Source organism: Fluviispira multicolorata (genome assembly GCF_009208585.1).
GTDB lineage: Bacteria > Bdellovibrionota_B > Oligoflexia > Silvanigrellales > Silvanigrellaceae > Silvanigrella > Silvanigrella multicolorata.
In genome coordinates this window covers 307,673-323,026 of record NZ_WFLN01000006.1, presented here as the reverse complement: position 1 = coordinate 323,026, position 15,354 = coordinate 307,673, and the positions used below count along the sequence as shown (strand labels likewise).

Below are 15,354 nucleotides of genomic sequence, written 5' to 3'. Positions count from 1 at the left end.
ATTAATTTTCAGAAGTATATTTTGTTATAAGATCGTCAAGTTTTGTAGAAAGATCACCTGTGTAAAGGCTTTCTAACAAATTAAACAATTGAGGTAACATCATTTTTAGATCAGTCTCTTCATGAATTTGAGCTTCTTTTGAGTTAAGAATTTTTAGAGTATGTTTTACGTACTGTAAATAATTTGTTTTCCCTTTTTTTGTGGCAAGATAACCAAAGCTACCTATAGCCTTTATATTTCTTTGTAACCCCATCAGTAGCAGTTCTAAATTTAAATCACTTTCAGAAATTATATTTTTATTATTTTTTCTACGGGCAATATTGAGCTCATTTAAGTAATAATTAAAAAGTTCTTTTCGGGTTTCCCAAGTTATATTAACATAACTATCTCTTACAAGACTGACAACATCATAAGTGTGGGGACCCATTCTAGCATCTTGAAAATCTATCCAGTATATTTTTTTATTTTTTATCATAATATTTCTTACATGATAATCTCGATGACACAAAACTCTTTCATAACTGTCAAGACGATTTGCAAGCAGTTTTATATCCTGAAATAATTCAGAATAATTATCATTATTCTCACTGATATTTAATTGTAAAAATCCATTTAAAAAATGAATGACAAAAAAATTAAGTTCATAGAAAAGTTTATCAAAGTCAAAATATCGTTGCGCCGCAGGGTGATCTATTTTCACTTTTGGATATTGTGCTTTTACGAGAAGAGATAATGAATCTTTATAAAATTGTATAACTTCAGAACAGTTTACACTTTTGATATCTAATTCAGGTTCAGTTAAGGCTGAACTTAAAAAAGTATCACCCAAGTCCTCTGTCCAAATACATGAATTTGTTTCATCTATTTCTACAATCTGAGGTATTGGTAATTCCATTTGGCTGAGTGCATTGTGCATCCCTATCCAACTGATAGGATCTCCTCCATAACCACCTTCCCATTTAGGGAACTGCATGCAGATTAAACTTTTTGGATCATTCAACAATCTAAAAAATTTGCGATCACTGGCATCGCCCGCTATGAGTAATAAGATAGGTTCTTGAATGTTGACTGCTTGTTCTGCGTTAAATATTTTAAAATCATGAATTCTAAGCATGAGTTGATCCGATTCCATTTCTATTGAAGAAATTCCTGTCATTTGCATTTCCTTGGCTTCAAAAATCAGAAGGTGTGCGTTGAGCGTGTTTGTGATCACAAGTGATGCGCAATTATAATTGTGGTATATAGGTGTGTATTTCGTCAACCCTAGTGAAAGGTTTCAGAGTGAAAACCATTTCTGTCCGTGGTGCTCAAGAGCATAATTTAAAAAACATTGATGTAGACATTCCTAAAAACTCGCTTGTTGTGTTTACTGGAGTGAGTGGTTCTGGAAAAAGTAGTTTGGTTTTTGACACAGTCTATGTAGAAGCTTTTCGTCGTTTTGCTGACTCGAGTCAGGCTTCATACTACGTTATGGGAAGCTCTCAATTTGCAAAAATGTCTCGTCCACGCTTTCGTTCCATTTTAGGATTGCCCCCTGCTCTTGGTCTCTCACAAAGACAAGGTGTTGCAGGTAAGATATCGACAGTCGGGACAATTTCTGGAATATCTGATTTGTTTCGTGTTTATTTTGCTGCTTTTGGGGAATTTTTCTGTAGAAAATGTGATATACCATTAAAAGCTTTGTCGTTTAATGAAGTTTCAAAAAAAATAATAGAAGAATTCAATTCGAAAAAAATAATGTTTATTGCTCCTATTGCTGAAAAAAGAAAAGGTTTATTTAAACATGAAATTGAAAAATTTAGAGAACTTGGTTTTTCAAAACTGCGTATTAATGGAGAGATATTTGATTTACAAGACGAGTCTATTAAAATAAATATTGATGCTAAAAAACTTAATACAATAGATATTATAATAGATTTTTTATTAATTAGTAATGATAAAAAACAACGAATTGATAGAGCTATATTTCAGGCACTTGACTATGGAAAGGGTATTTTAAAAGTAGAATACGCAAATAAAATATTCATATTTAATACAAAGTCTAGTTGCCCTCAATGTGGGGAAAGTTCACCTAAAATAGATCCTCGTTACTTTAGTCACTCATCAATTGGTCAATGTGAAAAATGTGAAGGGGAGGGGAGTGAACAGAGTGGATTGCCTGCAGATCTCTTTCCCTGTAAATTATGTAATGGAACGAGACTCAATCCTCTACGGCCAATTGTAAGAGTTTGCGGTAAAACTTATGAAGAAATTCATTCACTCACCATGAATTATTTATATGAATTTATAGATAGTGATTTAAAAAATTATTCTTTCAATGATAAATCAAAAGAAAAAGTTTTTTCAGAGGTCTTCAGATCAATTAATAGCATAAAAAAAGTTGGATTAAATCATTTAATTCTCAATCGATCGGGTGCATCTCTTTCCCCTGGAGATTTACAAAGATTAAGACTCTCTTCTATGATTTCAAATAAACTATCTGGAGTTATGTATGCGGTTGATGAACCTTGTCAGGGATTAACAACAAATGAAGTAAAAAAAATAATTCAAATATTTAAGGAAATTATAAAAGATGGCGCAAGCATAATCGCTGTTGAACACCACCCATCTTTTCTTTTTGAATGCGAGATTTTATTTTTAATGGGCCCGGGCGCAGGTGTGCATGGTGGACAAATAGTTGCCAAAACCACTGACCCCGAGCATTTAAAGGACCTTCTTGCCAAGCAGCAATTGCAAAAAGTTGTGCCCAAGATTGAGCTTCCACCATCCATGCCGGTGAGAATACCAAAGCAAGTAAAGAAGAATTTAAAAGTGAAGAAGAGTGATATTTCATTAGAAATGTCTCCGAAGAAGCAAGAGTCTGCTCTTATTATATTTTCGGATATTTGTTTGCGAAACTTAAAAACAAAAAATATCTCTATAAAACAAGGTGTTATAACAGTTCTAAGAGGAGAATCAGGGAGCGGAAAGTCAACTTTTCTTGATATTTGCTTACTTCCAGCTCTTTACTCGATGGGTGGTAGAAATCTTGAAACTGATTCTTTAAATCTCCCTAAATTTGAAAAATTTTGTAAAGTTAATAAAGTAGGCGATATATTTATTAATATAATTGGTTATGTGAAACCTGGGAGTATGACGCGCAGTTCAAGGCGCAGTGTGGCATCAGCATTAGATGTTATAGTTCCCTTACGTGAATTATTTGCAAAATTACCTGCAAGTCAGGTTATGGGATTAACTGAAAGTCATTTTTCTTGGAATTCTAAGCTTGGTCGTTGTGATAAATGTGAGGGTAGGGGATATATTGAACTTCCGCAAAGATATGCTCAGCCCGTTCGAGTTGAGTGTGAAATCTGCCTTGGTGCAAAATTAAATTCGCGCAGTCTGCTCCCAAGGTTTAAAGGTGTAAATTTAGCAGATATTATGAATTTAACCCTTGATCAGGCTCTTGAAATTTTTGAAAATCATAAACATATTGCAAGTAAAGTCGCACGCGCATGCCAATTTGGTTTAGGTTATGTTCAGTTGGGGCAGGGGATGGAGTCTTTAAGTGGCGGAGAATTGCAGCGTTTAAATTTAACTATTGAATTAAAAAGAGCAACACTTGATGGAGCATGGTTTATTCTAACTCATCCCAGCACTGGATTACATGGTCCAGATATTGATATTTTGGGTGAACTTATGCGTGTTATGACAGAACGAGGAGCGACTTTTATTTTAGTAGAAAATCGTGATGAATTTACTAAATTCGCTGATAATATAATCGAATTTAAAATATGAATTAGAAAGTATTGCCTAGAATTATTTTCATTGTTGCATTTTTTTACTGCTATTAAATTAAAAAAAATAAATAAGCCACCGAAAATATTTTAAGTAAATCATTAAAAGATTTTCTGGAGGGTTTATGCAGAAAAATTACTCAAATTATAATACTTTCCATTTAGAAACGGAATCAAACTCTTTTTGGAGAGAAATTAACCCATCTGCAAAATCTTGTACAAGTTTAAAGAAACTCTTAGAAGTGTATGCAGCTAAAGAAGAATGGGAAGTTGTGATTAATTTATCATCTAGAGCTGTTTTACACTTAAGCAAAAACTATGATAGAGCTGATTTTTATCATATTTGGATGTGTGCTTTAAATGAAACCTTTGATAGTAAATCTTTAATTGAATTAGGCACGCATTTGGTTAGAATGCGTCATTTACATCCAGTGTTTATCGCTCTTGCATTGATTTCTTTTCACTTTGCTGGATGTCAAAAAACATGTTTAAAGATTTTCAATTATCTGAGGAAAAATAAAGATGTGCACAATAGATTTGCTTTTGAAGCTTGTGGTCTGTATTTAGTAAACCAAAATGATAAAAATGAAGTATCTAAAGGTTTTAATCTACTGAAAAAAACGTGTCTTGAAAAAAATGCGAGCTATTTTAGTTGGAGAAATTATTTAAGATGTCTTTCGCAGAAAGATAAAGAAAATGAAATGTCTTGGACTTACAATGCAATGCATTTAAGGTATCCCTTTGCACAAGAACCTTATATTGTATCAAGTTTAATTGCAATTGATGAGAAAAATTGGCCTGAAGCAATGCGAATGTTAAATCAGCTTCTTCGCGACAATCCAAACAATATAAATGCAATATTAGCATTGGCTCAATGCTATGAAGAAGTCGATAATCTCCCAGCAGCATTGAATCTATTAGTAAGAAACAATGATAAGTTTTATTCGCACAATTATGACTATTACTATCTATTAGGCCATATTTTAAGAAAAATAATTGAAAAAGATTTTGATGAAGATTTGAAAAAAATGTCTTTAAATTATTTGGAAAAAAGTTTGTTCATTGCTAATTCACTCAATTTTCCAATTAGCTCTCTTATGAGAGAAATTAAAGAAATTCAGCTAATTGGAAGAGTGAATGTGGATATTGAAAACAATGAGCATGATGATTCCAATAGTTTAAATACAATGCAAAGGCACTCTGAGAATAATGATTCAGAATCAAAATACTCAGATAGAAAAGCAGGTTAAATATATCTAAATCTCATATCTAAATTTAAAGCTTAATTGAGTAAAGTAATTTGATCCCAAGTCATGGCATTTAAGAAATTGTAAGTCATATAAAAATCTCCGGACTCGCCCAATCGTTGCCCCCAAGAATTTCGAATTTTAATCAACTTTTGTTTGTCATCATAACCATATGCTAAAACTTCGTGACCAATTCCACTCATTGAACAATAATTACGTGAGTTACCTTGTTGGCATGCCCATAATCCACCATTATAATTTTTTCCATTGATTTTAACATTAAAACCATTGAGTTGTGGTATATCTATTCCTAGTAAGACTCTGTAACCTCTATCAATCGCATTTTTGAGTGCTTCAATATTTCCTCTTTTTTCATAATACCAAGTCATATTTTCAGAATATCTTTTATCACTCATATCTCTATACTTCTGTGGATTCACAACCTGTCGACTATTCGGATAAGTTGAGCCAAAGCAGCTTCCTTTTTTAATATATCCATTTTTCCAGATCATATTTAAAACAATTTTTGCAAACGTTCCATTCCATAAATTCATATTTAAACCACGAGCTAATGCAAGAGCGCACTGCTGATCTATGTAATCTCCAAGCTTATCTTTAGCATCAAGTGCTGCAGTGACTGCAAAAGTTACGCATGTACCATCTGCTCCTTGATTTAAAACTGGAACTTGGTTCATGCTTAAATCAATGGCTCCTTGTGATTCTGAAAAAGGAATAATTCCATCCCTATAATCATTTTCACCCATTTTCTCTATTTCAAGATTTGCAATTCTATTTTGTTCTAACATTGCATGTGTAGGTTTAATTTTAAGGAACCTAAACTTTAATATTTCTTCAGGAATAATTTCAATTGAATCATTGTTAATTATAACTTCTTTATCAACTCTTATTTCAAACTCTTGTGTACCATCAATTGTTACAAATGCTGAATTATTTTCCTGACCATAAGAACTTAAACACATGAAAAAGAAAACTGTAAAAATAAAGCATGAATTTATTTTACGAAACATAGGTTTCTCCTTGCAATAATGTGAGTTTGTGTGGCAGAAATTTACAATGAAATTTTCCTCCTTTCATATTTAATTATTTTAATAACAATTTCGAGAATTTAAAGTATTTGAAAAATTTTAAAAATGTTCTTTAGTGATAGAATACTAGAATAATAAATAAACTATAGCCAAAAAAATATAAAAATCAATTGATTTTAAAAAAATATTTAGCATACATTTATGGTTTATTTATATTTATTTTATAATATTAATTATTAGTATAATCCCTTTAAAAAGCGACTAAATTTATGTCCCGTGGCTCTTTCCCAAGCTATTATTCCACTGACTGTTGATGAAATAACCCCTTGACCTGGAAAAACACAATCACCAATTAAATAGAGTTTAGACTTATTATTATAGTGTTCAATATTTGATGGAGTTGGTCTAAATAAGAAATTATTAAAGTTTGCAATGAGGCCTCCAACTTGACCTTTATTCCTGAGAGTATATTTTTCGAATGTTATAGGGGTTGCTAATTCACAATTCACAATTTCAAGATTTATTGAATTTTCAATGCGCTTTTTTAATTGATCTAAATATTTTTCTTTTAAATTGCTTTTATAGGAATCAATTTCAATATGAATTGTTGCAGTGAAACATCTAATATTTGACTCATTTTCTTTTTGATAGATAGACAAATATAAAGGGGAATTAATTTCTGTTTCTTCATTTTTTAATGGAAAGATTTGATGATACCATGGTTCTTTTGGATATGCTAAATCATCATTAAAATATCCATAAATTGCAAGAGCTCCCCAGCCTCTAGCGTGAGAACTTTTTTCTTTCCATTTCTTGAATGTTTTATGATTATATAAAAAAGGATCTTCTTTAAATAAATTTATAACATTCCACACAGAAGAGTTTATAAATAAATTGTCTTTTACAACATAATTTTTTTGATTTTTATTTCTATCTAAAGTTTTTATAAAATATCCATCATCAAAATGAGTAATTTCTTTTACCTCTTGTGCATACATAATTTTCATTTTTCTTTTAGATATTTGGCTTGACATTGATTTAAAATAACTTCTCATCCCTCCATCTAATCTATAAATTCCTTTGTTTAAAATACTTAATCCCATACAGCCGACAATCCAAGGAGTGTTATACATATCGGTTTGCGCAGTATCCATTAGTAAGGAATTAATAATTTTATGGGAAATTATGTTCTCTTTCTTTATCTTGAATAATGAAACAATAGTTGATGTTTTTAAGAAAATAGTTAAAATTATCTTAATTTGAGCGGCTATATTTAGAGTTAAAAACATTGAAATATTTTCAAATATCTCCCTTTTTGTAATCATCGGAAATTTTGGTATTCTTTTCAATAAGCCCCAAAGATACTTTGAGTTTTTATTTGTAAATCTAAAAAACTTAATTAAATTTTTTAACTCATTTTCATCAATGATTCCTTCTGTTACTTTAATTTCTCCATTTGAATTTAAAATTAATTTTAAATTATATTCTGTCAAATGAAATGATATATAATCAATTTTGTTGCTTTTAAGTGTATTCTCTGGATGAAGTTCTCCTAAATTAAACAATTTATACTGTAAGCCATTTTTTTCAACTTCTATCAATTGAGTTGCGCCCACATCAAAAAGTCTCCTCGGGTGACCTCTTGCAAAATAACCTGCGCATCCTCCTGGTTCAAAGTGATGGTCTATCGCAAGGTTTATTTCATTTGGATTACTCAAACTTAATAGTTTTGAAGTTGCTATTCCTGCAGCTCCAAGCCCAATAACTAAATTGTCCACTTCTTCTGAAGATTCTGTATCCACAATCTTATTCCTTAAAGATAAAGGAAAAGTACAAATATTATTTGATGCTATCACTAAGGTAACTCGAATTGAACAAAAAAGAGATTTGATTGAATCTAAATATCAAAAAATTGATTTCAATTATGGAAAAATAAAATTATTGATTTTTTATTAAGTTATTTTTTTAAAATTGTAAATTAATATAAGTTACTTTGCTAAAACAAATGGACGAACATTTGCTCTTAATTTTGATCTTTCAGCGTTTAAATATTCACCAAGTCTTTCAGTGAATTTAATTTCTTGTAGTTTTGCTTTCCAATTACCATAATTCTTTTCTAAATCACTTCCTGTAGAAAAATTAGCGCCAAGATATTGGAAGAAAAAAGCTGAACTACCGATATATATGGGGCCAACGACTTGATTTATTTTTAAATTAGATAGTTTTTCTCTGAGAACAGGAGGAAGTTCTGAGAGTGAACGCGGAGGAAGTAATCCTTCTGTTTCAGTTGCATCGGATGCCATTGAGTATTTTTTGACAAGATCTGTAAAATCTTCTCCAGCGCTAATTCCTTTTTCAATATCTTGGATTGGTCTGAAACTGTTAGGATTCGATGATAGATTTTCAGGAATTTTAAGAAGTAAGCTTCTTAATTTCACTGTGCTCACCTGTTTCACGCTGCCAGTCTGCTGAAGATAAAAATTATTAATTTCATCATCTGTTACAGTCACTTGAGGACTGATGATTCGACCAATAACTTGCTGTTTTAAGAGCTCATTTTTAAATTCACTTCTATAATCATCAACGCTTCTGCCCATTTGGGATAACTGACTTTGTAAACTGCTTTCAGTGAGTCCTCTCTGTTTAAGAAATTCTTGAATACGGCTTTCAAGTTCATCTTCAGAAATGTCAAAGCCAAGTTCCACAGCCTTAACTTGAAGAACTTTCTGGTTTATAAGGCCATCAAGCACTTGATTAGCCTGAGCGGGTGTCAAGCTACCTCCCACAATTTGGCCGCTAGGAAGAACGTTGCTTTGGCCTTGGGTAGCAACTTGTATTGCTTGTTGAAAATCGCTAAATAAAATGACTTGATCTCCAACGGTGGCAAGAATTCCATCAATGGTATTTGAATCAAATGGAGTGTTTGGGGCTAAGGTAATAATGGGCTCATTTGTTTCTAGACTTTGGTTCATGTTATTGCTTGAAATACATGAGTTTAATAAATGAGTTGAACCTAAAAACGCAAGAAAAATAAATTTTTTCATTGTAATATTACTCTCCAGACCTGCCTTGCCAAAGTTAGGGTTAAATTGCTTGGTCAAGAAGATTTTCATAAATCATTATATTTATAAAAGCAAAGACCTTTTATATATTTATGTGATTTCCCATAGATATACGATGATTAATAAAAATTAATATGAGTTTTTTTGCAAAAAACTAGTTATATTTAATTATAATATATTAATAATAAAGGATTTAACCTAAAATTTAAGTTTATATTAAAAAATATCCGATTTATAATTGGAGGTGTAATTTATGAGGGTAAATGTCTTTTCTCCTCTTTCTTACACTTGGGAAAGATTTGCAGAATTACAACATCAATATGCTATGGCACGAGGGCGTCGAGATGTTAGACATTTTGATAATTTGACTGAGGTGCGAAATCAAGAAAGATTAAAAGAGAAATATCTTGATAAAGAAGCTCTAAAGAAAATAATTATGGATATGCTTTTTAATGCAGAAGCAATTCGAGATGCTCAAAAAAAAGAGCTTCTAAGAATCGAATATGAACGCAAATATTTTGAGAATCTCTATTTTTTAAATAGAGAGATAAAAAAGCATACTATGATGGTTAAATATTTACGCCTAAAAGCTTTGGATAAGTATACATTCAATTTAAAAATTGAAAATGAATTGAGAGTGCAGAAAGAAATTGAAATGGAAAAATTGATGGACACAAAATTTAAAAAAGAGGATAAAAAATTTATTTAATATATAGATTAGATTGAGAATATTTTTAATAATAATTTTTAGATGTTTCAATATTAAACTTATTATCTTTATTTTTTGCTGTAACATAATCTATAATAGCAACGAAAATTTTTAAATTATCCATGCCCATTTTTTTTATAAAAAATTCATTAATCAAAATGGAAATTTTGATTATTCGTTCAAGATTATTATTTTTATCGTTTTTTAATAAAAAAATAGCCATATATTCTGTTCTTGTGTCAATATCAATGTTATGAAAATTTTCAAGTAATAACTTTTCCCATCCAAAAAGTGCCCTGTCATATTCAGTCTTATTGATTTTTATTTCAGAAAATGAAAGTGTATTTGGATTTTCTAAATAATACGAGAATTCATGAAGTGACATGTTTTCGAGTCTACCAAGTGCATATAGCGTTTTAATTGCACTCATAAATTTGCTTTCTTCAGGATAGCCATCTATTTCTAATTTTCTATAGTTTGATTCTGACATGCCTAATATTTGCGCTGTATCATACAGGTTATATTGTGAGCGACTTCTAAACCCTTTCAAGAAATGGGTAATTCACTTAGAATAATAATTTTTTTGTTCATCAGTTAAAACTTTTTTCATAATGATGCGCCTTAAATTTTTGTGGAAAATATTTTTGATTTCTTCAAATGTATGAGGTTTTTTTTCAATAAAACCATCAAAATCTAATAACTCTTCCTCACTGCACTTAACTACTGAGGATAAAAAACATGGATTCTTATAATCATATCTTCTCAAAAGACTGATAAAGTTCATTTGTACGATATTTTTCTTTATACCATCAAAGTAATAATCTAGTATTATACATTCAGTTTTGCTAAGAAATGAATTGTCTTAAAATATATCATTAAATAGACTTTCTGGATTATTATATGTAAGTATCTTATTGTATTTAAGTGAATTTTTCCACATATCTAAATAAAATTACACCAAGTTCAAACGAACGCTCTTCTGAAAATATATGATTCGTATGTACGAAAATATATGTATCATCATTTTTTTTTCTAATATATTTATTAAATTCAAATCCATCATGAAGCATGTCTTTTAAGTCAATATCAGTTATTATAATTTGTGGATTTTCTTTGTCGCAAATTTTTACAGCATCATGATAGTTATTTGCTGTGTAAAAATAAATATCACTTTTGTATATTTGCATTGATTTATACATAATTGACTGTATTGATTTTAAATATACTTCACAATCTTCAAGAATGAGTATACTCATTCTTTTGAAATTTAAATTGATAAATTTAATAATCTTACTTTGAGTGGTGTTGTTATTTTTAATCATTTTCAAATTTTTATATTCAATTATATTTACTGAATTCTTAGGTAATAAATAACTAAATTCATTGCTTTTAAGTTGATTTATTTTAGGGACAGTAAATATGAATTCAGTTCCTATGTTTTTGCTACTTAAGCATTTAATATTTCCTCCAAATGAATTTATAATTGATTTTACACTATATAATCCAATGCTATTTCCGTTTTCTTTTCCCATTGTAAAACTTAATTCAAATAATTTATCTAAATATTGATCCTCTATATAGGAGTTAGAATTTCCAAAAGTAATTTGGATAAAATTTTGATCCTTTAATGATAATTCTTGTGTTTCAATCCATATTTCGCCATGGTTATTCATTGTCTCTATTGCGTTAATTAATAAATTTATAATTACTCTTTTTAATTGAATTTTATTAAAATAAATTTTACTTTTATGATTAAATTTAAAGCGAAATGAAAGTTTGATATTTGAGGAAAATTTAGTAAAATCCATAAGTAATTGAAATAATAATGTCTCGAAATCAATTGAATCTGCACTATTATTTTTAATGTCCCCAAAATACATAAAACTATTAAGCATAAAATCAACTTTTGATATTGAATAGTGTAAATCATCCTTAATATTGGGCACTAAGTTATTAATGTTCTTGTTTTTTGAATTTGTTTCTAGCAAATTCAAAAATAATTTTAATTTTGAAAAGGGTTCTCATATATCATGGGCATGTATACGTACAGAGGACATTATGCCTTTGATCACTGCTTCTTTTACTTGTGAGATGATATAATTATAATTTTTGTAACGTAAATTCATTATTCTTTTCGCGGTAAATATTAAAAATAATAATATTAAAATATAGGGAACTAAAATGGAAAATATATTTACTTCTTGAGCTGAATGAATATATGTGTTTCTTTTTTCATGAAGTTTATTTTTATGTATCAAATATAATTTATAATTATTTATTTTCAAATTATATTTTGAACCAAAATTTCTGGTAAAAATTTTGGTTCAAATTTGATACTATAATTATTTTGATTTTCGAACCAGATTGCAGAAAAGATGTCGCTGCTTTCTAAATTGGATAATTTATTTTTCAATGAAAAATCATCACCTCTTTGAAAAGAGTGCAGTAAACTTGGTATTGTCAAATTAATTATTTTATCTGGAATAATTATATATTTTTCATATAAATAAAAGGTAAATGAACCTAAGGAAAGAATTATAGAAACAAATATAATAATAAACGTCTCATCTTTTGATTTTTTAATAATTTTATTTTTTAATAAAAGATTTTTTTCCAATAAATTCCTCGATAATTATAATTATTTGTGAATATATTTGACAAATAAAACTTTAACGGATCTCCGAAAAATTCAATTTTTTGTGAGTTAAAGAATGTATTTTTGAGAAATTTAAATAGCGATATTATTATATTATTTTCAGTCAATCTATTTATAAAAATATTATTATGATCGTAACCCCTATTTCAAGTCGACTTTTTTTCACCATGAAGAGGGGCGACAAAAATCGATATGATTTCAGACTATCATGAGAATCATATTGATTTTCTTTTAAGGGAAGGACAAGTTTAGAATTCTAAAACTGTAAATTAATTTATTGAAATAAGTCATACTGAAAATTTAATTATAGAATATGTGTATAGTAAAGTTTTATAGTTACAGACATTTACGTCAATTATAAAATAAAAAAAATATCGAGATGGGTTTAATGATAAAACATCAAAAAACATTGTCTATTTGTTTGGGAATGGTTTAAATAAGAACTCTGTTTTGAAAGAGACTTTAATTTAAAGGAAAGATAACATACTAATATGTTTAAAAATTTAATCAATGTGAGTTCTGGGTACATTTTTAGATATTTATTCCAAATTGTTTCATTTTGGATTATTGCGCATCAATTTGGTGCAAATTTATTTGGCCAGTTTAGTGCAGCAATATGTATAGCTTCCATTTTGTCAAGTATATCTGGTTGGGGTGGCTATCCACTTATTGTGAGAGATGTAAGTAATAATAAAGATCCTCAGACTTCATATACTTCAACATTAGTTATTACATCAGCTTTGACGGTTATTTTGGTAATAATTGGTTTATTAATTAATTATATATGGTTTAAAGAAATTAATGCTTTTCCATTTTTTCTTTTATTGATTTCTGAAATATTTTTTACTTCAACATTAGTTAATGCTTCCTCGGTTTTCATTTCTCAATCTTTCTTTAATTACTCCTCTTTTATTCAAATTTTGAGTGGTATTGTAAGATGTGTAGCAGCTATAATACTTTATACGTTTCCCATTTATAATGCTCTTGATGATAATTTATTAGTATATTGGAGTTTTCTTTTATTGCTTTCAAATTTTATCGTTTTTCTTGTGTGTAATTATATAATTTCTAAAAAATTTGGAAAATTTAATGTAGATTTTAATAATATCAAAGAGCATATAAAAAATGGGCGGTGGTTTTCTTTAATGACACTAACAGAGTCATTATATGCTAATTTAGATAAAGTTATTTTAGTATCACTGATTGGATATTCAGAATTAGGAAAATATTCATCTGCATTTCGATTTGTTTTCATCGCATATTTACCACTTAATTCAATTTTAACTATTGCGTATAGAAAGTTTTTTGATTTAGCAAAAAAAAATAAATTAGAATGTAGAAGATACGCTTTTCAAATTCAAAAATATACTATTTTATATGCTTTATTTGCAATTTCTTCTTTAATTATATTTTCGTTTTTTATTGAGTTCTTTCTTGGAGAAAATTATGAGGGAACAAATTTAATTTTACGCTATATGAGCATAGTTCTTATCTTTCAGGCTATTTATACTCCTTTTAATGATTATTTAATTAGTTTAAAAAAAGAAGGTTTAGTAACTGTATTAAAGTTTATTTCAATAATAATCACAATTATATTGAATTTTATTCTTACGAAGTTTTATGGTACAAATGGTGCAATTTTTTCTTATATAATTGGACAATCATTCCTATGTGTTTTTATGTTTTATACCCCAAATATGAAAAGAGATTCTTTAAAAAATGAGCTTTCAGAAATCAAATAAAATTAAATTATTTTTTATAATTATGGATTTAAGAATAGGTGGTGCAGAAAGAGCTCTTTTGAATTTAATTAGAAAATTAGATAAAAATAAATATGAAATAACATTATTTCTGATAAGAAATAATATTCAATATAATACTGAGATTTCAAAGGATTTTAAAATAATAACAGGTGTTGAGGGAAAAGGTAGTCTATATAAAAATTTTCATTTTTTAATTTTTAAGTTACTTAAGTCTGCGTTTAAATCTGATATAATAATTGGATCTTTAGAATATTGGCCGACATTTTTTAGTGTGTTAATTGCAAAAATATTGCGGAAAAAAACCATTGCATGGATTCATACAAACTTAGTGAAACATCTTGAAAAGCAAAGATTTTATATAAAATATTTTTCAAAATTATGTTATAAATATACTGATTGTACAATCCTAGTCTCGCAAAACAGTCTAGATTCTTTTGAGAAAAATTTTGTTTCTAATAAGAGACAACTCATATATAATATTATAGATTTTAATTTAATACAAAGTATGAGTGATCTTCCATTAGATAACAGTAAATATAGAGATAATAATTATATTATTGGAATTGGAAGACTTGAATATCCAAAAGATTTTGAAACCCTCATTAGAGCATATGCGAATTTATATTCAGAAAAAATTTGTAAGGAAAAGTTTTTGATTTTTGGAGATGGTCAAGACTATGATAAACTCGAAAAATTAATTTGTGAACTTGGACTTTTAAATCAGGTTTTTTTAATGGGGTTTGATTCAAATGTTTTTCGCTATTTAAAACATGCTAAATTATTTGTGATGGCAAGTTATTTTGAGGGACTTCCTCTTGTTTTGGCTGAAGCAATGTTTTTAAAAGTACCTATTATGGCAGCATATAAAACCAAAAATAGTCCATTTTCAGAAATACTTTTAAATGGAAAATGCGGCATTGTTTTAGAAGAATATGATGAGAAAAGCTTAACTAAAAAACTAGAAGAGGCAATCAATCTTTCAAATATGGAACGAGAGTCTTATATTGAAAGTGGATTGATTCGAATACATGAATTTAAAGAAGAATTTATTTTAGCGAAGTGGGAAAAAATTTTCCAGGAATTAAATTAAATATT

The 15,354-nt window shown here is 28.5% G+C and carries 12 protein-coding genes; 5 read left to right on the top strand and 7 right to left on the bottom strand.

What is annotated here, in order from left to right; genetic code table 11:
• Nucleotide 1: 1 nt before the first annotated feature.
• Complete coding sequence (locus GCL57_RS07775) at nucleotides 2-1,156, bottom strand: aminoglycoside phosphotransferase family protein (protein WP_161597658.1); 1,155 nt, start codon at nucleotides 1,154-1,156, stop codon at nucleotides 2-4.
• 125 nt (nucleotides 1,157-1,281) lie between these two features.
• On the opposite strand from GCL57_RS07775, the gene GCL57_RS07770 reads away from it, so the two are divergent.
• Both GCL57_RS07770 and GCL57_RS07765 read left to right on the top strand, forming a co-directional pair.
• A complete protein-coding gene (locus GCL57_RS07770) occupies nucleotides 1,282-3,777 on the top strand; it encodes an excinuclease ABC subunit UvrA (protein WP_152212790.1) in 2,496 nt (831 codons plus the stop codon).
• 124 nt (nucleotides 3,778-3,901) lie between these two features.
• On the top strand, nucleotides 3,902-5,026 hold the full coding sequence (locus GCL57_RS07765) for a tetratricopeptide repeat protein (RefSeq protein ID WP_152212789.1): 1,125 nt from the start codon (nucleotides 3,902-3,904) through the stop codon (nucleotides 5,024-5,026).
• A 32-nt stretch (nucleotides 5,027-5,058) separates the two neighbouring features.
• Here GCL57_RS07765 and GCL57_RS07760 read toward each other — a convergent pair whose 3' ends face one another.
• From GCL57_RS07760 to GCL57_RS07750, 3 genes are all read right to left on the bottom strand, one after another.
• Nucleotides 5,059-6,051, bottom strand: a complete 993-nt coding sequence (locus GCL57_RS07760) for a C1 family peptidase (protein WP_152212788.1) — start codon at nucleotides 6,049-6,051, stop codon at nucleotides 5,059-5,061.
• Between the two features lie 254 nt (nucleotides 6,052-6,305).
• A complete protein-coding gene (locus tag GCL57_RS07755) occupies nucleotides 6,306-7,871 on the bottom strand; it encodes a phytoene desaturase family protein (protein ID WP_152212787.1) in 1,566 nt (521 codons plus the stop codon).
• Nucleotides 7,872-8,057: 186 nt separating this feature from the next.
• A complete protein-coding gene (locus GCL57_RS07750; protein ID WP_161597657.1) occupies nucleotides 8,058-9,113 on the bottom strand; it encodes a SurA N-terminal domain-containing protein in 1,056 nt (351 codons plus the stop codon).
• Nucleotides 9,114-9,384: 271 nt separating this feature from the next.
• Between GCL57_RS07750 and GCL57_RS07745 the strand changes: the two genes are divergently transcribed.
• On the top strand, nucleotides 9,385-9,840 hold the full coding sequence (locus GCL57_RS07745) for a hypothetical protein (protein ID WP_152212785.1): 456 nt from the start codon (nucleotides 9,385-9,387) through the stop codon (nucleotides 9,838-9,840).
• Nucleotides 9,841-9,865: 25 nt separating this feature from the next.
• Here the strand turns inward: GCL57_RS07745 and GCL57_RS07740 are convergent, their stop codons facing one another.
• The 3 genes from GCL57_RS07740 to GCL57_RS07730 form a co-directional block, all read right to left on the bottom strand.
• A complete protein-coding gene (locus GCL57_RS07740) occupies nucleotides 9,866-10,330 on the bottom strand; it encodes a hypothetical protein (protein WP_152212784.1) in 465 nt (154 codons plus the stop codon).
• A 430-nt stretch (nucleotides 10,331-10,760) separates the two neighbouring features.
• Entirely contained in the window at nucleotides 10,761-11,735 is a 975-nt protein-coding gene (locus tag GCL57_RS07735; RefSeq protein WP_152212783.1) for a hybrid sensor histidine kinase/response regulator, read from the bottom strand.
• Nucleotides 11,736-12,121: 386 nt separating this feature from the next.
• Nucleotides 12,122-12,457 (bottom strand): hypothetical protein, encoded by a 336-nt coding sequence (locus GCL57_RS07730; RefSeq protein ID WP_152212782.1) that lies wholly within the window; start codon nucleotides 12,455-12,457, stop codon nucleotides 12,122-12,124.
• 530 nt (nucleotides 12,458-12,987) lie between these two features.
• Here GCL57_RS07730 and GCL57_RS07725 point away from each other — a divergent pair.
• Both GCL57_RS07725 and GCL57_RS07720 read left to right on the top strand, forming a co-directional pair.
• Nucleotides 12,988-14,238, top strand: a complete 1,251-nt coding sequence (locus GCL57_RS07725) for an oligosaccharide flippase family protein (RefSeq protein ID WP_152212781.1) — start codon at nucleotides 12,988-12,990, stop codon at nucleotides 14,236-14,238.
• Entirely contained in the window at nucleotides 14,216-15,349 is a 1,134-nt protein-coding gene (locus GCL57_RS07720; protein ID WP_152212780.1) for a glycosyltransferase, read from the top strand. Before GCL57_RS07725 ends, GCL57_RS07720 begins: the two co-directional genes overlap by 23 nt.
• Nucleotides 15,350-15,354: the final 5 nt, after the last annotated feature.